The sequence below is a fragment of the Methylocystis sp. SC2 genome (assembly GCF_000304315.1).
Taxonomy (GTDB): Bacteria; Pseudomonadota; Alphaproteobacteria; order Rhizobiales; family Beijerinckiaceae; genus Methylocystis.
In genome coordinates this window covers 1,810,420-1,832,549 of record NC_018485.1, presented here as the reverse complement: position 1 = coordinate 1,832,549, position 22,130 = coordinate 1,810,420, and the positions used below count along the sequence as shown (strand labels likewise).

The window sequence follows — 22,130 nt, the reverse complement described above, 5'->3', positions numbered from 1 at the left end:
CGATAGCCCTCGCGGCTCCTCCAAGCAGATATGATAGCAAAATGCGCGCATCCGCCGCCCGTCCCCGTCGTGGGCGAGGCCGTTCTTTTGGCTCCAGAGATTCCGTTTTGAGCGATTGCGCTTTAGATTGGGGTTGATTCGTGTGCGGCGCGACAGGCGACGGACGGCGCCCTCCGTCTTCCTATGGTCGGAGCCCATCCGCATCCTGCGCCCGGCAGGCTGCGTCCGCGTTTTGCTAGAACCGTTTACGGCGTTGTTGTGATGAGCACCCGCAATTGACCGTGGAGACCGGTTTTCATGACGCGCCCAGTCGATCGCTTGCAAACGGAGTCGTCCTCGCAATGACGAGACGGCGGCGCGCGATCAACCATTCTGGCGCTCCTCCCCTTGCCGGCGCTGTTCTCGGGTCTTTGCTGCTAGGGCTCGAGGCGACGCCGGCGCGCGCGGCTGGTTTTCTCGAAGATCTGGCGATCGATCCGCAGATCGTCAGCTTCGCGTTTAGCGGCGGACTGGCGATTTTCGCCGCGGCGATCGTGATCACGCATGTGCGCGAACGCGCAGCCTGGCGTCGCCGCGAAGCCGCCTTGCGACTCGACTTCGACGACGCGCGCGCCCAGCTGGGGCGGGCGAAAACCTTCCTCGCGTCCGAGCCGCAGATCTTCGTCGCCTGGACGGCGCCTGACGCCGAGCCCGATATCCATTCTTCGTCTCTGATCATGACCGGGGCTGTCGCCGCGCCGCGCCGCATATTGAGCTTTGGCGCCTGGCTTGCGCCCAAGGACGCCCAGGCGCTCGAAAGCGCCGTCGACCGTCTGCGCAAGAGCGGCGAAAGCTTCCGCCTGGCGCTTGCCGGCGTCGCCGGTCGGCATTTCGACGCCGACGGGAGGGCGGTTGGCGGCAGCGTGGTGTTGCGCATCCGTGAAGTCTCCGGCGACAGACTGGAGCTCATCGGCCTTCGCGAGCGCTACACGGCGGCGCAATCGGAACTCTCCGGTCTGCGCGCGATGCTCCAGGCGTTGCCTACGCCGTTTTGGATACGCGACGACGCAGGCGAACTCGTTTTCGTCAACGACGCTTATGCGCAGGCCGTCGAAGCGAAGAACCCCGAGGACGCTCTCGCCCGCAAACTGGAGTTGCTCGACCAGTCGGCGCGCAGCGCCGCCGAGGAAGCGCGCGCCAAGAACAGCGTCTGGCGCGAGCGCGTCAACGCCGTCGTCGCGGGCGCGCGCCATCGGCTCGACGTCACACAGGCCTCCGCCTCGGGCGCCGCCGCCGCCATAGCCATCGATCGTCATGAGGTCGAGACGGTGCGCGCCGATCTTGAACAGCAGATGCAATCGCATGTGCGCACGCTCGATCAGCTGCCGACGGCGGTCGCGAGCTTCGATCGCACGCGGCGGCTGATCTACAGCAACGACGCTTACGCCAAGCTGTGGCAGCTCGACCCACGGTTCCTCGAACAACGGCCGACCGACGGACAGATTCTCGACCGTCTGCGCGCCGAGCAGCGCGTGCCCGTCGAGTCGGATTACAGGGCGTGGAAGGAGCGGCTGTTCGAAGCCTATCGCTCGCCGGAGCCCATACGTCACACGTGGCATTTGCCGGATGGCCGCATCATCGACGTCGTCGCGCATCCCAATCCTAAAGGCGGCGTCACCTATCTCTATGACGACGCCACCAAGGCTTATGATCTCCAGACGCGCTTCAACGCGCTTGCCCGCATGCAGAGCGAAACGCTCGAGACGCTGCACGAGGGCGTGGCGGTTTTCGGTTCCGACGGGCGTTTGAAGTTCAGCAATCCCGCCTTCGCCCGTCTGTGGCGGCTCGATCCCGAGGAGCTCACGCAACGGCCGCGCTTCGACGCGCTCGCCGCGAGATGTCGGGCGCTGCACGCCAAGGAGGAGACATGGGCGGCGTTGCAGGGTTTCGTCACGGGTCTCAATGAAATGCGCGAAGGCTTCACCCGGCGCATCGAGCGTAGCGACGGCGTCGTCCTGGACTGTACGGCGCAATCGCTGCTCGACGGCGCGGCGCTCCTCACCTTCGTCGACGTTTCCGCCGACGTGAATGTCGAGCGCGCGCTGACGGACCGCAACAAGGCGCTGCTCGCCGCCGAAAAGCTGCGCAATGACTTCATCCATCACGTCAGTTATGAGCTGCGCTCGCCGCTCAACAACATCAACGGCTTCGTGCATCTCCTCGGAGAGGACTCGACCGGCCCGCTCAATCCGCGCCAGCGCGAATATCTCGGTTATGTCAACAAATCCTCCGCGGCGCTGCTCGCCATCGTCGACGATATTCTCGATCTGGCGACCATCGACGAAGACGCGCTGGAGCTTGAAGTTTCGGAGGTCGACGTCGAAGCGACGATGCGCGCGGCGATCGAAGGCGTGCAGGATCGGCTCGCCGAAAATTCGATCGACGTGCAGATCGTCGCGATGGATGACGTCGGAACATTCCGCGGCGACGCCAAACGCGTGCGCCAGATCCTGTTCAATCTTCTTTCGAACGCCATCGGCTTTTCGCGTCCGGGGCAGACGGTGACGCTTGCCGTGTTGCGGCGCGAGGCCGAAATCGTCTTCAAAGTCACCGACCGCGGCCGCGGCATTTCGCCGGAAATTCTCGAACGCATCTTCGATCGCTTTGAGTCGCACACTGCCGGTTCCCGCCACCGCGGGGTCGGGCTCGGCCTTTCCATCGTGCGCGCCTTGATGGAGCTTCATGGCGGCAGGGTCTTGATCGATTCCGCCCCTGGCGAAGGCACGACCGTAACCTGCATCTTTCCGGCGCATGCCGCACATGAAGAAATGCGTCTCCTCGCGGCGAGCGCCGGAGGCGCCGAATGAGCGAAGAGGCAGCGCCGAAAGCGGTCTGGCGCCTCGACGTCGCCAGCGAAGCCGAAACGATCGAACTGGCGCAAGAACTTTCGACGCTCGTTCGCATCGGCGACGCCGTGATGCTTTCCGGCGATCTCGGCGCCGGCAAGACCACCTTCGCGCGCGCGATGATCCGCGCTTTGGTCGAAGACCCGCGGCTTGAGGCGCCAAGCCCGACCTTCACGCTGATGCAAGTCTACGAGGGCGCAGGCAACCGCGTCGTCCACGCCGACTTCTATCGGCTGGAGCACACTGGGGAGCTTGAGGGATTAGGCTGGGAGGAGGCGACCGACGACGCGATCGTGCTCGTCGAATGGGCCGAACGTGCGCGCGAAGCGCTCTCGCCCGATCGTCTCGAAGTGCGCCTGAGTTTCGTCGACGGCGACAATCGCGAGGCGCGTCGGCTCACCATTTCCGGCTATGGCGGCTTCGTGTCGCGCCTCGCGTTCTTCAAGGCGCTGCGCGAGCTTCTGCGCAAGGCGGGCTGGGCCCACGCCACGCGCCGCTTCCTGCAGGGCGACGCTTCGACGCGCGCCTATGAGCGGCTCGAAAAGGAAAACGGACAGCGCGCGATTCTGATGATCTCGCCGGCGCGGCCGGACGGACCGCCGATCCGCTATGGCAAATCCTACAGCGCCATCGCGCGCCTCGCCGAAAACGTCGTTCCTTTCGTCGCAATGTCTCAGGGGTTGCGCGGCCTGGGACTCTCGGCTCCGGAAGTCTACGCCAAGGATGTCGACGCCGGCCTGCTGATCATCGAGGATCTTGGCGGCGAGGGCGTCGTCGACGGGAGCCGCCCGATCGTCGAGCGCTATCTGGAAGCGGCGGGCGCGCTCGCCTATCTTCATGCGCGGCGCCTGCCGGACGTGATCGCGGTCGAAGGCGGCGGCGATTACCGCATCCCGCCCTATGATCTCGACGCCCTGCTGATCGAAGTGGAATTGCTCGTCGACTGGTATCTCGCACGCCAGAAGGCGTCGGTCTCGTCCGGCGCCAAGGCCATCTTTCTCAACCTCTGGCGCCAGGCGCTCGTCGACGTCGCGGGCGCCGCACCGACATGGACGCCGACATGGACTCTGAGAGACTATCACTCTCCCAATCTTCTGTGGCTCGCGCAGCGGGATGGGCTGGCGCGGATCGGCATCATCGATTTCCAGGATTGTGTGCTCGGCCATCCCGCCTATGACGTCGCGTCGCTTGGGCAGGACGCCCGCGTCGACGTGCCCGACGATTTGGAGTTGAAGCTCCTCGCCCATTACGCCAAACTGCGGCGCGACGCCGACGCCGCATTCGACATGGCGGCTTTCGCCAAGGCTTATGCGATCCTGGCGGCGCAGCGCGCGACAAAGATCCTGGGGATTTTCGCGCGGCTGGATCAGCGGGACGGCAAACCGCAATATCTCGCGCATCTTCCGCGCGTTGAATCCTATCTCAAAAAGAGCCTCCGCCATCCGGCGCTGGCCGACATCAGGGCGTGGTATGAGGCCAACATCCCCGGCTTCTTTCGCGACGCCTGAGAGCCGGGCGCTCGCGCCTGCGCCGAGCGTCGCCATGGTGTTCGCCGCCGGGCTTGGCGCGCGCATGCGGCCGATCACCGAGAAGACGCCGAAGCCGCTTGTGTCCGTCGCCGGCCGCACGCTGATCGACCGCGCGCTCGATGAATTCGAAAACGCTGGCGTCGAACTGGCCATCGTCAATGTCCATCATCTCGCCGATCAGATCGAAACGCATCTCGCGCGCCGCGCCCGTCCGCGAATCGTCATTTCCGACGAACGCGCGCTGCTGCTGGATCAGGGCGGCGGGATCAAGCGGGCGCTTCCCCTGATCGGAGACGATCCATTTTTCGTTTGCAACACCGACGCGTTCTGGATCGACGCGGCGCGCTCAAATGTCCGAACGCTTGCGGAAGCCTTCGACCCCGAGATCATGGATGCGGCGCTGCTGCTCGCGCCGACGTCGGGAAGCGTCGGAGTCGACTGGGACGGCGATTTCGATCTGGACGCTGACGGGCGCATTATTCGCCGCGACGGCCAGAAACCCTATGTGTATGCCGGCGTCGGACTCATGAAGCCGCAGCTTTTCGCCGGCGTCGCGGATGATGTCTTCAAGCTCGCGCCCTTCTTCTTCGAAGCCGCGCGCAAGGGACGGCTCTATGGCGTCGTCTCCAGCGGTCTCTGGCTTCACGTCGGCACGGTCGCGGCCATCGCCGACGCCGAGCGTGCGATCGCCCTGCGCCGGAGCTGAGCGCGATGCTCCCCCGCCGGCGCAACCTTTTCACCATTGCGCCTGGCGCGCCGTTTCTGAAGACGTTTGTTTCGGCCTTGCTCGACGGCGAGATTGTTCCCGCCCTCTCGCGCGACACGCCGCCGCTGACGATGGCGCGCGCCACGATCTATGTGCCGACACAGCGCGCGGCGCGGGCGCTCGCGGCCGAATTCGCGCAGGCGCTGGATCGGCGCGCGACGCTGCTGCCGCGCATCCTGCCGCTCGGCGCGCTGGAGGAGCGCGAGAACGCCGCGCTGTTCGCCGGAGACTTTGACGTCGAGGCGGATGCGTCCCTCGCCGCGCCGATCGAAGAACTGGAACGACGCCTGCTGCTGTCGCAGCTGATTCTGCAATGGGCGCAAGCGATTGGGCGCGCGCTCATCTCCGTCGACGCAAGCGGCGCGCCCAATCTGCATGAGAGCGAGCCGCTGCTCGTCGCATCGACGCCGTCGGCCGCCTATGCGCTCGCCGCCGAGCTCGGCGCCTTCATCGACGAATTGCACATCGAAGATGTTTCGGTGGACGCGTTCGATAGTCTGAGCGATGACGCCTACAGCGATTTCTGGGCGATCACGACGAAATTTCTGCAGATCGTCTTGCGCGAATGGCCACAAATTCTCGCGGACCGCGGGCGGATCGACGCCAGCGCCTATCAGAAGCGCCTCGTCGAAGCGCAGATCGCCGAGCTCGCCCGCACGCCGCCGATCGCGCCGGTGATCGCGCTCGGCTCGACCGGCGCGCAGCCGACGACCGCGCGGCTGCTCGCCGCCATCGCCGGACTCGAAAACGGCGCCGTGGTCCTGCCGGGCCTCGATCAGATCATGAGCGCGGACGCCTGGACGGGCGTGGGTTGGACGGATCAAAGCCGAGAACCGACCTTCACCCATCCGCAGATGATGTTGAAACGCTTGCTCGACGCGATGGGCGCGGCGCGCGACGAGCCGCGCGAACTCGCGCGCTTGACCCCGCCGCTCGCCGCGCGCCGCGCGTTTGTCTCGCAAGCGATGGCGCCTGCCGACGCGACGTCAGCGTGGCGCGATTATCAGGCTGCGCAGAGCGGCGGCTTCGCGCAGGCGCTCGACGGCGTCATCGCGCTGGACGCGCCGGATGAGCGGTTAGAGGCTTTGACGCTTGCGCTCTTCATGCGCGAGGCGCTGGAGACGCCTGGCCGAACGGCGGCGCTCGTTACGCCGGACCGGCTCGTCGCGCGGCGCGTCGCCGCCGAACTGCGACGCTTCGACATCGAGGTCGATGACTCCGGCGGCATGCCGCTCGCAAGGACATCGATCGGCGCGCTGGCGCGGCTGGTCGCGACGATCGGATCGGATCGCGCCGGCGCCGTGAACGTGGCCGCGCTGCTCGCCCATCCGCTCACCGGGCTCGGACTTTCGCGTGCGCGCGTCGCATCGCTCGCGCCGCTCGTCGAGATCGGCGTGCTGCGCACATTCGCGCAGCCTGACGGCGGCTGGGCGGCGCGAGTCGGCCCGGCGCGTGAACTGGCGCGCGCGCCGCATGCGCATCCGGCGGCGCGCGGCGTCAGCGATGAGGAGTGGCGCGCGATCGAAGATGCGCTTGCGCGTGTTGACGCCGCTTTCTCGCCCTTCGCCGCGCTGGCGCCGACGGCGTCGCTGTCGGACCGCGCGCGCGCGCATAGCGGCGCGCTTGACGCCGTGATCGCCGGCGCCGAGGAAGCTGATGAAGAGGGCGCGTCGGCGCTGTTCGAACTCCTCGATCGGCTCGCGCATGCTGAGGCGCCGGCAGGTTTTGACGCGCAAAACTACGCGGCGCTCTTCGACCGCGTCGCCGCCGAGACGATGCTGCGCGGCCCAAGACGCGCCCATCCGCGCTTAAAGATCCTCGGTCCTCTGGAAGCGCGGCTCATCGACGCCGATCTCATCCTGCTCGCCGGACTGGACGAAGGCGTATGGCCGCCGCAGACGGACACCGGCGCCTTTCTCAATCGCTCGATGCGCGCGCAGCTCGGCCTGATGGCGCCGGAGCGACGCATCGGCCAAAGCGCGCATGACTTCATCATGGCGTTGGGCGCGGAGCGCGTCGTGCTGAGCCGCGCCATCAAACGGAATGGCGCGCCGACGGTTCCTTCCCGCTTCATCGCGCGTCTGTCGGCGCTTGCCGGCGACGCGTTCGACGCCTGCTGGAAACGCGGCGACGCGATGCTCGCGATCGCCGCCGTGCTCGATCGACCCGAAACGACGATTGCGATCGAGCGGCCGCAGCCGCGCCCGGCGCTCGCGCTGCGGCCGCAACGCTTGAGCGTCACCCGCGTCGAGCGCCTGCGGCGCGACCCTTACGCAATCTTCGCCGAATATATTCTCAAACTCACGCCGCTGCCGCCGATCGGCGCGGAGGCCGGCGCGCGCGAAATCGGCGTCGCGATACATGAAGCGCTTGCGGCCTTCGTCGCGCGGCATCCGCGCGGCGCGCTTCCCTCTGGCGCCCGCCACGCTCTCCGCGAACTCGCGCGCAAGAAACTCGATGGCTTCATGGCCGATCCCGCCTTCGTGAGCTTCCAATGGCCGCGCATTGAAGCGGGGCTCGATCATGCGTTCAGCTTCGAACAGGAGCGGCGCGCTTTGGATTGCGACATCCATGTCGAAACGCGCGGCGAGATCGCGCTTACGCTCGCCGACGCAACGACCTTTCGCTTAACGGCGATCGCGGATCGCATAGAGGTCGATCGACAAGGCCAAGCATATGTCTTCGACTACAAGACCGGCGCGCCGCCGTCGAAAAAGCAGGTCAAGGCCGGCTGGTCGCCGCAGCTGACCTTGGAGGCGGCGATGATCGAGGCCGGCGCTTTCGAAAAAATCGGCCCGCGGCCGGTTTCCGGCGCCGCCTATATCGGCTTGCGAAAGGGCGGCGAGACTCACTGGATCGAGTGGAAAGACGCGCGCTTCGCCGACGTCGTCGCGGCGCATCGGGCGCAGCTCGAAGCGCTGCTGTCGCAATTTCGCGATGAATCGACGCCCTATGCGTCGCGGCCGCATCCGGCTTTTATGAGCGATATCGGCGACTACGACCATCTGGCGCGCGTCAAGGAATGGATGCGCGGCGGGGGAGAGACGGCATGAGCGAGCGTCCCGTTGGCGCGCTGACGATCCGGCGCCAGCAAACGGCCTCAGATCCGTTCACGTCCGCCTGGGTGTCGGCGCATGCAGGGTCCGGCAAAACGCATGTGCTCGCACAGCGCGTTTTGCGGCTGCTGCTCGCGGGCGCGCGGCCGTCGCAGATTCTCTGCCTCACCTATACGAAGGCGGCCGCCGCCAATATGGGATCGCGGGTCTTTGACGCGCTCGCGCGCTGGGCGACGCTCGACGATGCGACGCTGGCCAATGACATCGCTCAGATGGGCGCGACCGTCGAGTCGCGCATCGATCTTGATTTCGCCCGGCGGCTGTTCGCGCGCGCCGTCGAGACGCCTGGCGGACTCAAGATCCAGACCATCCACGCTTTCTGCGAAAAGCTGCTGCATGTCTTTCCCTTCGAAGCCAATGTTCCGGCGTCCTTCCGCGTCGTCGATGATCTGGAGCGCGCCGAGCTGATGGACGCGGCGCGACGGCGCGCGCTCGATGCCGCCACGCGAGACGATGGATCGCTGCGAAAAGCGCTGGAGCTTGTCGCCCGCGAGACGTCGGCCGCGGGATTCGACGCGCTCTGCGAGGAATTGCTGCATCACCGTCAAGACATCGCGCGCATGCGCGAGCAGGACGATTACGAGGCGCGTGTCTTCGCCGCGCTTGGTCTGACGACAGACGAAACGCTGACGCGAATCGACGCGGCGATCATCGAGGACGGCGAGCCGCCGTCGGCGTGGCCGGCGCTCGCCAAAATGCTGCGCGGCGGTTCGACCAACGACGGCAAACTCGCCGACTCGCTTGAGGCCGCAGCGGCTCTTGCCCCGCATCCCGACTGTATCGAGAGCTATCTCGCAGCCTTCTTCAAAACAGACGGCGAACCGCGCGGCCTGGGGAAAACAAGAATCATCACCGGCCCGCTCGCCAGGCGCGAACCGCAGCTCCTCGCGCGCATGGAGGCCGAGCGCGACAGGCTCGTCACGCTCATCGAAAAGCGCATGGCCGCCGCCGCGGCCGAACGCTCGCTGGCGCTGCATGTTCTCGGCGACGCCATCTTGAGCGAATATGAGCATGCCAAAAGACGTCGGGGACTACTCGACTACGACGATTTGATCGAGGGCGCGCGGCGCCTGCTTCATCGTTCGAGCCCATCCTGGGTGCTCTATAAGCTTGACGCGCAGATTGATCACATCCTGCTCGATGAGGCGCAGGATACGAGTTCGGCGCAGTGGGACATATTAGCGGCGATCGCCGACGAATTTTGCGCAGGCGCCAGCGCGCGCGAAGCCAAGGGCGGTCCGCCGCGCAGCTTTTTTGCGGTCGGCGACGAGAAGCAATCGATCTTTTCCTTCCAAGGCGCGGCGCCCGAAAGATTTGGCGAGATGCGGCGCGAGTTTGGCCGTAGATTCGAATGCGTCAACCGCCGTTTCGAATTGGTGACGCTCACGCAATCTTTCCGTTCTTCGCCCGGCGTGCTGCAAGCGGTCGACGATATTTTCGCGATCGATGAAAATCGCCTCGGCCTGTGCGGCGATCCGCAGGAGCCGGCGCCAAGGCACGAGGCTTGGAAATCCGATGTCGCGGCGCTCATCGAAATCTGGGAGCCGATCGGCGCGGAAAAAGCGCAGGACCAGAGCGATTGGCGCCTGCCGCTCGACTATGTCGACGCGAGCGACCCCAATGAGCGTCTCGCGGAAAAATTGGCGCGCAAGGTCAGGGCGCTGCTTGCGCCTCAGAGCGGCGAATGCGTCGAAGACGGCGGCGCGCTGCGTCCCGTCGAGGCCGGCGACATATTGGTTCTCGTGCGCAAACGTGGTCCGCTCTTCGAGGCGATCATTCGCGCATTGAAAAACGAACAGGTCCCCGTGGCCGGCGCCGACCGACTCAATCTGGCCGACCATATCGCCGTCCACGATCTCATCGCGCTTGGACGCGCCGCGTTGTTGCCGGAAGACGATCTGACGCTGGCGAGCGTCCTGAAATCGCCCTTCTTCGGCTTCGACGACGACGATCTCATCGCGCTCGCGCCCGGCCGTCGCGCCTCACTGGTCGAAGCGCTTGAACGATCTGACGACGCGCGCGGCCGCGAGGTCGCCGCGCGCCTGCGACGTTTGCGGCGCGACGCCGCGGCGCTAACGCCATTCGATTTTTACAGCAGCGTTCTTGGCCCGGAGGGCGGACGCGCGCGGCTCATGTCGAGGCTGGGCGGCGAAGCAGACGACGCGATCGACGAATTTTTAAAGCTCGCCGCGAGTTTCGAGCGCGAACAGCCGCCGTCGCTCACAGCCTTTCTGGCGATGGCCGAGTCGCTCGATCTTTCGATCAAGCGCGATATGGAATCGGCCGGCGCGGCCGTGCGGGTGATGACCGCTCATGCGGCGAAGGGTCTGGAGGCGAAGATCGTTTTTCTGCCCGACACCTGCGGCGCACCCGCCGGCAAGCACGATCCCAAGCTCTATGCGCTCGGCGAGGCTGACGAAGCGGCGCTCCTCTGGTCGATCGGCAAGGACAGCGACCCGATCGCACTCCAGGAAGCGCGCGAAGCGCATCGGCGCGGCGAACGCGCGGAAAGCCAGCGCCTGCTCTATGTCGCGCTGACCCGCGCCGAGGAGCGGCTGTATATTTGCGGCGCTCATGGCGTCAACGGTCGCGCCGACGGCTGCTGGTACGACGCCATACGCGACGCGCTGGACTCGCGCTGCGAGACTTTGCCAGACCCGCTCGATGCCACATCGACGATTCTGCGTCGCGGCGCGGTTGCGCCGCGCTTCGATCTTTCGAGAAGAGCGCCGCCGGCCGCCGCCGTCGACATTCCGGCCTTCGCCAAGACCAAGGCGCGGCCTGAAGTTGCGCCGCCGCCGCCGCTGCGTCCCTCGGGCGCGCTCGCCGGCGCGGACTTCATCGCGGACGGCGCGGACGGCGCGGCTGCGCGCCGAGGCGAAGCGGAACGTCTGCTGAACGGCCGTCTGGTCCATGCGCTGTTGCAGCATCTGCCGGCCTGCGCGACGGAACATCGGCAAAGCGTCGCCCGGCGTTTTCTTTCGGCGCGCGGCGGCTTTCTGGACGAAGACAGGCGAGAGGCGCTCGCGCAGTCGGCGCTGGCGATCCTCGCCGACCCGCGTCTTGCGCCGCTCTTTGGCCCGGACTCGACTCCTGAGGTCGACATCGTCGCGACGCTCGAAAACGGTGCCGTCATTTCCGGCCGCATCGACCGGCTTGTCGAAACCGCGACCGAAGCGCTCATCGCCGAATTCAAGACAGGCAGGCCGCGCGGCAGAATCGAAGACGCGCATGTGCGCCAGCTCGCGCTCTATCGCGCTGCGGTCGCCTCGCTCTTTCCCGGCAAGCGGCTGCGCTGCTTTCTGATCTATACGCAGAACGCCAGCGTGTTTGAGGCCGATGAATCGGCGCTTGCCGCCGCGCTCGAAAGGGCGCTTTGAGGCGACGCCATCAAATGATTGAATTGGCCGCAGCAGCTTTGGCTCGCATGGGTCGCCAACAAGCCTGGGCATTCGCGGAACCTGCTCTAGGCCGGCTGATCGGGGCCGACGCGGCGACGCCAGAAGTCCAGCAACAACGGGCTGAGCGCCATGACGATCGGCCCCACGACGATCCCTGAAGCGCCAAACAATTGAAGGCCGCCGAGCATCGCGATGAAGGCGGGCACGGTGTGTAGCCGCATGCTGTCGCCGATGAGCAGCGGCCGGACCAGATTGTCGACGCTGGCGATCACCACGCCGCCCCATAAAGCGAGGATTATGGCTTCAACCCAACGGTCCTCGATCACGAGGTAAATCGTCGCCGGGATCCATATGACGAAAGAGCCGAGCACCGGAATGATCGAGAGAAGCCCCATGATCAAGCCCCACAGCACCGGCGAATTAAAATCCAGCATCCAGAACATGAATCCGCCAAGCAGGCCTTGCAGCGCCGCCACCGCCAGCGTGCCAAAGAGGATTGCGTGGATCGTATCGCGCACGCGCACGATGATCTTGCCGGTTTCGATGTTCGAGAAGGGCGACAGCCGCGCGAGCGTCTGCAGCGCCACGGCTCGGTCGCGCAGGAAAAAGAACAGGAGATAGAAGGCGAGAAGAGTGGTGATGATCTGACCGGTAGACGCGCGCAGAAAATTCGCGGCCATATTGGTGACGAAGGCGCCCAGCTGCGAGAATGTCGCTTGCAGATCGAATCTGCGCTCGATCCAGCTTTGGAATCTGCCGAGCCAAGGATGCGCGTCGAGCATCGTTCGCCAGTCGCCTTGCTGCGCTGCTTTCTGGACATAGTCGACGCCTGCGGCGGCCTCGCTGACGAGCCGTTCGATCACAAGCAGCAGCGGTCCGACGATGACGAGGCCGATGATCAGCATCGAGACGCCCGCCGCAACGGAGGGCGGCAGGAAGCGCTCCAGCAGGCGATGCGGCCCAATGAACACAACCGCGAGCACGAGCGCCCAGGTGAGCGCCGGCAGAAAGGGCGCCGAGATCAGAACCGTTGCGGAGATAAACGCAAGCGTGACGGCGAGTCGGGCAAGAACAAAAACGTCAATTGAGAGGTTCTGATCCTGTTCGACGAGCGCCGCCGCTTCCAGCTCCTCGTTCATGTCCGCCCCTGTCGCTGCGTTGAACCCTATAGACAGGGCGCGTCACGGGCTTGGCAAGGAGGGCGCGCGCGCCCTTCTACAAAGGAAATTCGCGCGTCCGCGGCGGCGCGCCGATAGCGTTGACGAATTGGCTCGGTCGTCGCCGCCCTAAAAAAACGGGCGGCTTCGAGAAGCCGCCCGGTGAATGTCCTATTCTCCGCCGTTCGCCGCGGCGGCTTCGCGTTCGGCCTTTTCCTTGGCCTCGAGGTCTTCGCCGGTCTCCTGATCGACGACGCGCATCGAGAGGCGGACCTTGCCGCGGTCGTCGAAGCCGAGGAGTTTGACCTTCACGCGGTCGCCTTCCTTCACGACGTCGGTCGTCTTGTTCACGCGCTGCTTGGAGAGCTGCGAGATGTGAACGAGCCCATCCTTGGCGCCGAAGAAGTTGACGAAGGCGCCAAAGTCCGCGGTCTTCACCACCGTGCCCTCGTAGATCATGCCGACCTCGGGATCGGAGGCGATGGACTTGATCCAGTTGATCGCCGCCTTGATCGAATTGCCGTCCGAGGAGGCGACCTTCACCGTGCCGTCGTCCTCGATGTTGATCTTGGCGCCGGTCTTCTCGACGATTTCGCGGATGACCTTGCCGCCCGAGCCGATCACGTCGCGGATCTTGTCGGTGGGGATCTTCATCGTCTCGATGCGCGGCGCGAATTCGCCGAGTTCGGCGCGCGAACTGGTGATCGCCTTCGCCATTTCGCCGAGAATATGCAGGCGGCCGTCCTTCGCCTGAGCGAGCGCGACCTTCATGATTTCCTCGGTGATGCCGGCGATCTTGATGTCCATCTGCAGCGAGGTCACGCCATTGGACGTGCCCGCAACCTTGAAGTCCATGTCGCCGAGATGATCCTCGTCGCCCAGAATGTCCGAGAGCACGGCGAAACGTTCGCCTTCCAGGATGAGGCCCATGGCGATGCCGGCCGTCGGCGCCTTGATCGGCACGCCGGCGTCCATCAGCGCCAAGGACGTGCCGCAGACCGTCGCCATCGAGGACGAGCCATTCGACTCGGTGATCTCGGAGACGACGCGCAGCGTGTAGGGGAACTCAGCGGCCGCCGGCAGCATCGGCCTGAGCGCGCGCCAAGCGAGCTTGCCATGGCCGATTTCGCGACGGCCGGGCGAACCCATGCGGCCGGTCTCGCCGACGCTATAGGGCGGGAAATTGTAATGAAGCAGGAAGCGTTCCTTGTAGGTGCCCTCGAGCGAATCGACATATTGCTCGTCTTCGCCCGTTCCGAGAGTCGCCACGACGAGCGCCTGCGTCTCGCCGCGGGTGAACAGCGCCGAGCCATGCGCGCGCGGCAGCACGCCGACTTCGGAAACGATCGGGCGCACGGTCTTCACGTCGCGGCCGTCGATGCGCACGCCGGTGTCGAGAATGTTCCAGCGCACGACCTTGGCCTGTAGCGCCTTGAAGGCTTCGCCGACCTGCTCCTTGGTGAATTTCGCTTCGCCGCCTTCCGGAAAGAGCGCCGCGGCGACCTTCGCCTTCACCGCGTCGACGGCGGCGTAGCGCTCCTGCTTGACGGTGTGCTTGTAGGCGTCGCGCAGTTCAGCTTCGGCGATCTGGGCGACGGCGCTCGCGACCTCCGTCGTGTCGGCGATGACGAGGTCGCGCGGATCTTTCGCGGCGCGCTCGGCAAGGCGGATGATGGCGTCGATCACCGGCTGGAAGCCGCGATGGCCCAGCATGACCGCTTCCAGCATGGTCTCCTCGGAGAGCTCCTTGGCTTCCGATTCGACCATCAACACGGCGTCCTGCGTGCCGGCGACGATGAGATCGAGTTCGGAGAGCTTCATCTCCTCGATCGTCGGATTGAGCTTCAATTGGCCGTTGATGCAGCCGACGCGCGCGCCGCCGACGGGTCCCATGAAAGGGACGCCCGAAAGCGTCAGCGCCGCCGACGCCGCGACCAGGGAGAGAATGTCGGGATCGTTTTCGAGGTCGTGCGACAGCACCGTCACGATCACCTGGGTGTCGTTGCGATAGCCGTCGGGAAAGAGCGGGCGGATCGGGCGGTCGATGAGGCGGGAGATCAGCGTCTCGCGCTCCGAGGGGCGGCCCTCGCGCTTGAAATAGCCTCCGGGGATGCGGCCGGCGGCGAAGGCCTTTTCCTGATAGTTAACGGTTAGCGGAAAAAAGTCCTGACCTGGCTTTGGCGCCTTGGCGGAAACCACTGTCGCGAGAACGGTGGTCTCGCCCCAACTGGCCATCACGGCGCCGTCGGCCTGGCGGGCGATCTTGCCGGTCTCGAGCACGAGCCTGCGCCCGGCCCAATCGAGTTCTTCGCGGTGAATCTGGAACATGTGCTGTCTTTCTCTCATGCGCCAGCGGCTGGTCATGGGCAAGACGGCGAGAAGCTGCGAGGAAAGAAACAGGCGGCGCAGCGTCCGGCGATCCTGCCATGACGGCTCTGGCGATATGGACTGCGAGCCTCCAGGCGCGCAGTCCTCAAATGCGGGCCTTGAGGCCCGCGGTCCAATATGCGGGCCCGAAGGCGCGCGGTCCTCTAGTCTTAGCGGCGGATGCCGAGCCGCTCGATCAGGCTCTTGTAGCGCGGTTCGTCCCGCACCTTGACATAGTCGAGGAGCTGGCGGCGCTGGGAAACGAGCTTCAGGAGCCCGCGACGCGAGTGATTGTCTTTCGCATGCGTCTTGAAGTGTTCGGTCAGATTGGTGATTCGTTCGGTGAGAATCGCCACCTGCACCTCGGGCGAGCCCGTGTCATTCGCCTTGGTGGAATATTCCTTGATGAGCGCCTGCTTGCGCTCCGCCGTGATCGACATCGGATTGTCCTTGTTTTTCTGGGGTGATCCGCGCTCCGCGGCCAAGGCCGGGATGTCGTCCAGCAGGGTCGCGCGAAAACGGAGCCGCCCCGGCGAACCGGGGCGTGCGGGGGCGTTTATAGCAGAAATGCGGGAGATGGATAGGGGCTTACGCCTTCTCCAGCGCCTGCAATCGCTGGCCCAGCCTGTTGATTTCCGCTTCCGCGCGGACAAGCTCGGTCACGTCATATTGGACGCCGAGATAGTAGATCACCGCGCCGCGACTATCGAGCAGCGGCGTGATATTGAGTTTGTTAAAGAACAACTCGCCATTTTTCCGATAATTGCGCAGCGTCACTTCAATATGTTGATGCGTGCGCATGGCCTCCCGCAGCGGCGCAAGCCCCTCCTGATCCCGGTCGTCGCCTTGCAGAAAGCGGCAGTTGCGGCCGATGATCTCCTCCTGACCATAGCCGGTCATGCTTTCGAAGGCCTTGTTCGCATAGACGATAGGGGCGTCAGGTTGGTCCGGGTCGGCCAGCGTGACGCCATTGACGCATGAATCGAGAATCTGCGTCAAAATTTTCGGGATGATCCCATCATCTTTCTGAACGACGAACATTTTTCGCTGACCTCAGTTTGATCGTGATGCGCCGGCGGTTTCGGCTGACGTCGCGCCGGTTTCGATAAGCGCCCGAAGGTTCTCGACGATTTGCTCCGCGCCGTCCTGCAATGCGGCGCGAATCAGTTTGACGAAAGGCCGCATCGACAATTCGATCTCGCGCAATTCGAAGGTGAAAATCAGCGTGGTTTCTTGCGACTCGCACTCGAATGCGTAGGAGGACGAGAAGGGTTCCGAAATTCCTTCGAGGGCGAGAAGGCTAGGGCGTTCGACGGCCGCGATCGCAAATGTGCTCTCGCTGCGAATGCCCCGCTCCATTGTGACTTGACGCGCCGTCATCCCGACGCGCACGGGCGCGCTTCCACTCGGCTCCAGCTCCACCACTTGCGGACACCACCGCTGATAATTGGCGAAAAAATCGCGCGCGACAAAATCGAAAGCAAAATCGCGCGGCCGTGAAATCACGGTTCTGGCGACGCCGCCGACAGCTGGCGGACGGTCCGAGCGCAATCCCTGGAGATTTACGTTAAGTCCCAACATGCGACGCCCTTGCTGAAAAAATGATGGGCTCCCTCTGACGAGCTAGGCGTTTTCAGGCCACTGACAAGGGCGATCCAGGCGACTTCCTCCGCGCCGTCCGAAAACGGCGGCAAATTGGCGAGCATTGGCGGTCTTTAATGGGCTGGGGAGGCTATTTCATTGGTCGGGTCGCGTCGCCGCGCGCCTGAAACGGCCCATCCAACCAGCGAGGTCGGCGATGAGCGCTGCGCCACATATCGAGAACCAGTTGCTTATCGCCGCATTCTGTCTTTTCGTAATTCTGCTCGTCGTCGAAAAATTCCGCCCTTACATGAAATTCGCGGGCGCGGGGCTGAAGGCGTCATTCTCCACCAATACGTCAGCCTTCCTGATCAACAACGTCATTATGAACGTCCTGTCCGTTTCCAGCCTGCTCGTCGTCGCTTCGAACTACTCGCGCTATGGCCTGCTGTCGAGCCTGCCTGACGCGCCGTTGAAATGGGTCGCAAGCTTCGTGTTGTTCGATTTGGCGGTGTATGCATGGCACTATCTCGGGCACAAGTCGGAAGCGCTGTGGCTGTTTCACAAGATCCATCACAGCGACAAGAGCTTTCACGTCACGACCGGGCTGCGGTTCCACGTCTTCGATCAGCTGCTGGAAGTCGTCGTGAAATGCGTCTGCGCCGTCGTCATCGGCGCGCCGGCGCATGTCGTGGTGGCATGCGAGGTTGTGCGCATGTTCTTCGTGCTGTTTCACCACGCCAATATCGCGATCCCCGGAGAGAGGATTCTGTCCTATTTCATCATCACGCCGTCTCTGCACCGCGCCCATCATTCGACGCTGCGCAGCGAGCACGACAGCAATTATGGAATCGTCCTTTCGATCTGGGACATCATCTTTCGCACGCGAAAGGATCTGACGCCGAAATCCATCGGCCTCGAGCTGATCGAGGCGGAGAATGTCCTGCAGCTGTTCAGCCTGGCCTTTCTGACCGAGCGTCGGCTTGCGCGCGTCATGCATCTCGTGCCCAGAAAGTCCCATTCTTAGGCCGTGTGCGCGCACGCAAAGCGCGCGCCGTTCAGCGGGCTCACGATCGCGCCGATAGACGCTGGAAGCGTCTCCGCGCCGCTTGACGAGAGCCTCGATGAACCGCATCGCCCGCTATTGTATGCCGCTTGTCATCGCGAGCGGCGTCGCGTCCGCCGCCGCGCAAGACATCTCCTCCGCATATACAAAGCTCGACATCCGCCGCGACTGCATGCGCCGGCCTGGAAAAGCGGTCGAGGACTATGGCGACTGGCGCTGCACGGGCTATGCGGGCGTGCCTATCTGGCTCGGGGCGGGCGATCAGCGCATGTATGTCAGCTTCGGCTCCAAGGCCAAGGACGAGCCGGCGGCGGGAGAGACGCTTGCGCCCTTCAACGACGTCCATAAGGGCGTCGTCGAATGGCGGCTCGCCAATGGCAGGCCCTTCGCCGCGATCATGCGCTGGAACGTGAAACGCGCCGCCGACATGGAGAACCGCCAGGTGCGAGGCCGCGCCCTGGTCGTCACGCGTCTGCCGCCGGGCGCCGCCTGCCACGTCGGCTACGTCGATGCGCTCGCCAATCCAAACGCCAATGAACTGGCGCGCTCGATCGCCGACAAACACGCCCGCGACTTCGCCTGCGGCAAGGACAGGCCGATCGTTCTCGGCAAGATCACGCCAGGCGAGGAGTTCTTCAGCACGACGCCGTGAGTCCTACGCCCCTTTGTCGGGCTGGAGCATCTGGGCGTCGCCGCGCAACATGCGGGTGATGAAGGCGCGCGCCGCGGGCTTGTCGCTTTTCGAGGTCAGCCCCGACAGCAGTCCAAGCGCGCCGCCAAGCGCCACGCCCGCAAGCGCGCAGAGCGCATAGATTTCGATGCGATTGGGCGATCCCGCCGCGGCCAAGGCGCTGAACAGGCCCACCGCGCCGCCGCAGAGCGCGACGAGCGCTTCGCGATCGCCCGCCCGCGGCCAAAAGGCCAGGACAAGCGACGGCGCGAGACAGGCCGCGGACACGGCGAGCGCCGCCGCGACGAGCGCGCCTGGCGTGAAGACGCCGGTGACGGCGCTCACGTAAGCCAGAGTCGATACGATCACGAGCGTGACGCGATTGACCGCGAGACGCCGGCTCGTCAGGTCGATCTCGCCGCGCAGCCGGTAGAGCGCGTCATGGCCGAAGGCTGTCGCGCAGGCTTGCAGGCCCGCCGTGGCGAGCGCCAGGCCGATGGCGACAAGCGCTGAGGCGATGAGCCCCGAAGAGGCCGCCCCGAGCTCCGCCGTCTGCGGCAACGCGCCGAGCAGGACGTCGCCGTCGATCGGGCGGATCTCCGCCGCCGCGAGCGGCGCGCCGGGCGCGTATCCCTTCCCCGCGCAGGCGCGCTGAGCCTCTGACGGCCCCCGCACATAATAGCCGCAGACGCTGACAAGCCCGCGCTCGCTCGCCTGATAGATTGCTTGCGGCAGTCGTTCCGGCGGCTGTCCCGCCGCGGCGCGGGCGAGCGACAGCGCCGCAGCGGCGATCGCCGCCGCCGCCAGCAAGGCGATGACGAGGGTCCAGAAGAGCGCGGCGACCCCGGCGCGCCGTGCGCTTCGTCCGTCGCCGGTCGCCACCGAGGCCGCGAGCACCGGCGCGAGCGTCGCGATCCCCAGCGCCACGGCGATCGTCGTGGCGAATTCGACCGGCAGGCCCATGGGCGCTGGCGTCACGCCCCAGCTCTCCAGCAGTTTCGCGGCCTCGGTGGAGGCGGCGCCGCCAAAAATCAGCCCGTTCGGCAGCGCGTCATGGAGGCTGAGCGCGGCGATGGGCCAGCCGAAGCCCAGCGTCGCCACGCCAGCGGCCGCCGCCGCCGCCCACATGACGCCCGAAAGTCCGCCGGGACCGGCGATGATCAGGCTCGCCGCGGCGATCAGAAACGCCGCGAAGCCCCGGTTGGCGCCGGTGAGTTCGACAAGCGCGTTCACCGCGATCAGGCCGCCGGCGGCGGCCAGCAGCGTCGACGACAGCGCCACCGCGCCAATGAAGCCGACGCGCGTCGCGGCGCTCGTAAAACGTGCGCACAGAAGCTCGGAAATTGAAAATACGCCGGTTTTGCGCAGCAGCGGGCCGACATAAAGGCCCGCGGCGGCAAGACCGACGAAGACGCCGGCGACGGCGCCGACAAGCCAGCCGCCTCCCGCAAGCCGCGCGCCGAAAGGCAGCATCAGGGCGATCACGACCGCGGCGTTGGCGAAGCCGGCGTAGGCGGCGGGCAGTCCGCGGCCGGCGGTGTAATAGACCGAGGCGCGCATCGAATGCAGAAGGAAGCCGAGCGTGCCGAGGCCGAGGATGGTGAAATAGGGCGGCGCCGCGCCGACAAAGCGCTCGGGCGCGCCGACGCGGTCGAGAAGCGCCGCAAAGGCGTAGGCGAGGAGAAAGCTCGCGGCCACGAAGGCGATTCGGGCGTCAAGATTGGCTCTTTCGAGCGCCGCCTGCTCGGTCGACCGATCGCTCATCCTTGCCCTCGTTCAATCAGAAACGATGCGACTCTAGATGAGGACGTCCCGCCGGCCAAGATGGCGTGCGCGTCTCCGCCGCGGGAGCGATTGCGGATCGCATGGAATCAGCGATCAATCAGGAATCGTTCAAAATCAAAATGGCGCGGCGGGTTCTCATCGAAACAGTCGGCCAACTGTTTCGGAGCCTGCTCTAAGCGATCGACGTCGCATAGGTCAGAATGTAGCGGCTCATTCTCTCTTTGAGGCCGCCGAAGGCCATGCCCATGCGGTTATAGCCGATCGCGGCCGGAATCGCGGCGGCGAGCCCATAGGCCGTCGCGGCGAGCGCATCCGCGATGCCGGGAGCGACGACCGCAAGACTCGTGTCTTGAGTCTGCGCGATGCCCGAGAAGCTCGACATAATGCCCCAAACCGTGCCGAACAGGCCGACAAAGGGCGCCGCCGAGGCGACGATGGCCAGGATCGGGAGCCCGCCTTCGGCGTCGAGCATGAATTCGCGCGCGGCGCGGTTCGTCTGCTGCAAGATCCGTTCGCGCTTTTGATGAATCGTTTCATTGGGCAATTCGGCTTGCGAGGCTTGGCGCGCGGCCTCGGCGATCGGCCAAAGGACGCCAATGTCGCCGCCGGCGCGCACGCGATCCAGCGCCTTGGAGAGACGCCGCAGAACGAAAACGCCGTCAATGATGAGCACCCAGGTCCAGACCGCCGCGGCGAGAAGCAGCGCCATCACCGCCTTGCTCACAGGTCCGGCATAAAGAAACATGCCGAACGGCGACATTGGAGCAAATTCCATTTTGGAGCCCTCCCGCGGCCTCGCGACGCCGAACCGATTGAGACGTCAAACCCTATTGAAACGTGATGCCCTGCCGAGCGTATACCGGCGCGCAACTCGCCGGCCCGCGCGAAGAGGCGACGATGCGCCGCGCCATCGCCGCATGCGCGGCGCTTCCGCCCGAAACCGAAACGCCCGAAAGACCGCCGCCGGCGTTCACATAAAAAGTGACGACGACTGATCCCGGTCCGAGGCTCGTCGCGGCGGGCGTATGGCCGCGGATGGACGCCGCGATCTGGGCGAGACAGGTCGCCTGGGCGCCGCCCGAACCATCGCCGCCCCCTCCGGGCAATCCGTAGCGACCGGCGACCCGCGCTCTGCCCACGCCTTGGCCTGTACCGCCCGGGAGCCCATAGCGCCGGCCGGTCTCGTCGGCGCGGCGGCCGTCGTTTACCGCCGCCACGCGTTGCGCCCGGGTCCTTCGTTCGACTTGCTTGGGCTTCTCGACCTTGGGCTTCTCGACCTTTTGTTTTTTCTGCGGCTTCTCTTTTCTTTCCGGCGCCTGAATCTCTTCGGGCTCCATGATAAGCGGGGGCGGCGGCTCATCGTCGATCAGCTCGTCCATCCCTTCGTCGGTGAGCGAAGCTTCTTCGAGCGGCAGCGGGTCTTCCAGCGAATCTCCTTCAGGCGCGGGGTCGCCCGCCTCAAGAGATATGCCTTCCGGAATGAGGTCCGCGCCGATGCCGCCCAGATCGACGATCGTTTGCGGCCAATAGATCCCTGAGGCGAAGAAGGCGAGGAATATCCCCACGACCGCAGCGGTCGAGGCCGGATGCAGCCAGCGAGGCCTGAGCAGGGGCCGTTCTTCGGATTGCGCGCCCGCGTTCGAGCGCGTCGTCGTCTTATTCATTTATGAAGCGCTCCGCCGCCGATGCGCCTAAAATCATTGGCATCATAGGCGTGTGAGACGGCGCGCTTCAAGCCGTGGCGGAGCGGGTGCGGCTTTGTGTGGCGCCTGGATCGCCGAGCGGCGCCGCCCTATCGTAATCGACA

The 22,130-nt window shown here is 65.3% G+C and carries 15 protein-coding genes; 7 read left to right on the top strand and 8 right to left on the bottom strand.

Features of this window, described 5'->3' with window-relative positions; genetic code table 11:
• Window positions 1-341 precede the first annotated feature (341 nt).
• From BN69_RS08850 to addA, 5 genes are read left to right on the top strand one after another with little or no spacing between them, the layout of a single operon-like run.
• Window positions 342-2,846, top strand: coding sequence for a PAS domain-containing sensor histidine kinase (locus tag BN69_RS08850; protein WP_014891250.1), 2,505 nt, complete (start codon window positions 342-344; stop codon window positions 2,844-2,846).
• A complete protein-coding gene (locus tag BN69_RS08845) occupies window positions 2,843-4,393 on the top strand; it encodes a bifunctional tRNA (adenosine(37)-N6)-threonylcarbamoyltransferase complex ATPase subunit type 1 TsaE/phosphotransferase (protein ID WP_014891249.1) in 1,551 nt (516 codons plus the stop codon). Before BN69_RS08850 ends, BN69_RS08845 begins: the two co-directional genes overlap by 4 nt.
• Before the next feature lie 34 nt (window positions 4,394-4,427).
• Window positions 4,428-5,120, top strand: coding sequence for a nucleotidyltransferase family protein (locus BN69_RS08840; RefSeq protein WP_014891248.1), 693 nt, complete (start codon window positions 4,428-4,430; stop codon window positions 5,118-5,120).
• Between the two features lie 5 nt (window positions 5,121-5,125).
• Complete coding sequence (addB, locus tag BN69_RS08835; protein WP_014891247.1) at window positions 5,126-8,233, top strand: double-strand break repair protein AddB; 3,108 nt, start codon at window positions 5,126-5,128, stop codon at window positions 8,231-8,233.
• The gene (gene addA, locus BN69_RS08830) at window positions 8,230-11,676 is read left to right on the top strand and encodes a double-strand break repair helicase AddA (protein ID WP_014891246.1); all 3,447 of its coding nucleotides are present in this window, start codon (window positions 8,230-8,232) and stop codon (window positions 11,674-11,676) included. The genes addB and addA overlap by 4 nt, the downstream gene beginning before the upstream one ends.
• Window positions 11,677-11,762: 86 nt before the next feature.
• Here addA and BN69_RS08825 read toward each other — a convergent pair whose 3' ends face one another.
• The 5 genes from BN69_RS08825 to BN69_RS08805 form a co-directional block, all read right to left on the bottom strand.
• The gene (locus BN69_RS08825) at window positions 11,763-12,836 is read right to left on the bottom strand and encodes an AI-2E family transporter (protein WP_014891245.1); all 1,074 of its coding nucleotides are present in this window, start codon (window positions 12,834-12,836) and stop codon (window positions 11,763-11,765) included.
• A 189-nt stretch (window positions 12,837-13,025) separates the two neighbouring features.
• Window positions 13,026-15,182, bottom strand: coding sequence for a polyribonucleotide nucleotidyltransferase (gene pnp, locus BN69_RS08820; protein WP_014891244.1), 2,157 nt, complete (start codon window positions 15,180-15,182; stop codon window positions 13,026-13,028).
• A gap of 209 nt (window positions 15,183-15,391) precedes the next feature.
• Entirely contained in the window at window positions 15,392-15,661 is a 270-nt protein-coding gene (gene rpsO, locus BN69_RS08815; RefSeq protein WP_014891243.1) for a 30S ribosomal protein S15, read from the bottom strand.
• Between the two features lie 148 nt (window positions 15,662-15,809).
• Complete coding sequence (locus BN69_RS08810; RefSeq protein ID WP_014891242.1) at window positions 15,810-16,262, bottom strand: PAS domain-containing protein; 453 nt, start codon at window positions 16,260-16,262, stop codon at window positions 15,810-15,812.
• A 12-nt stretch (window positions 16,263-16,274) separates the two neighbouring features.
• Window positions 16,275-16,802 carry an SRPBCC family protein gene (locus tag BN69_RS08805; protein ID WP_014891241.1) on the bottom strand — a complete coding sequence of 176 codons (528 nt, stop codon included), beginning with the start codon at window positions 16,800-16,802 and terminating at the stop codon, window positions 16,275-16,277.
• Window positions 16,803-17,019: 217 nt separating this feature from the next.
• On the opposite strand from BN69_RS08805, the gene BN69_RS08800 reads away from it, so the two are divergent.
• Both BN69_RS08800 and BN69_RS08795 read left to right on the top strand, forming a co-directional pair.
• The gene (locus BN69_RS08800) at window positions 17,020-17,829 is read left to right on the top strand and encodes a sterol desaturase family protein (RefSeq protein WP_014891240.1); all 810 of its coding nucleotides are present in this window, start codon (window positions 17,020-17,022) and stop codon (window positions 17,827-17,829) included.
• 97 nt (window positions 17,830-17,926) lie between these two features.
• Entirely contained in the window at window positions 17,927-18,520 is a 594-nt protein-coding gene (locus tag BN69_RS08795) for a hypothetical protein (RefSeq protein ID WP_014891239.1), read from the top strand.
• Between the two features lie 3 nt (window positions 18,521-18,523).
• Here BN69_RS08795 and BN69_RS08790 read toward each other — a convergent pair whose 3' ends face one another.
• The 3 genes from BN69_RS08790 to BN69_RS08780 form a co-directional block, all read right to left on the bottom strand.
• Window positions 18,524-20,302 carry an SLC5/6 family protein gene (locus BN69_RS08790; RefSeq protein WP_014891238.1) on the bottom strand — a complete coding sequence of 593 codons (1,779 nt, stop codon included), beginning with the start codon at window positions 20,300-20,302 and terminating at the stop codon, window positions 18,524-18,526.
• Between the two features lie 193 nt (window positions 20,303-20,495).
• Window positions 20,496-21,098 carry a MotA/TolQ/ExbB proton channel family protein gene (locus BN69_RS08785; RefSeq protein WP_014891237.1) on the bottom strand — a complete coding sequence of 201 codons (603 nt, stop codon included), beginning with the start codon at window positions 21,096-21,098 and terminating at the stop codon, window positions 20,496-20,498.
• A 52-nt stretch (window positions 21,099-21,150) separates the two neighbouring features.
• Window positions 21,151-21,987, bottom strand: a complete 837-nt coding sequence (locus BN69_RS08780; RefSeq protein WP_014891236.1) for a hypothetical protein — start codon at window positions 21,985-21,987, stop codon at window positions 21,151-21,153.
• Between the last annotated feature and the right edge of the window lie 143 nt (window positions 21,988-22,130).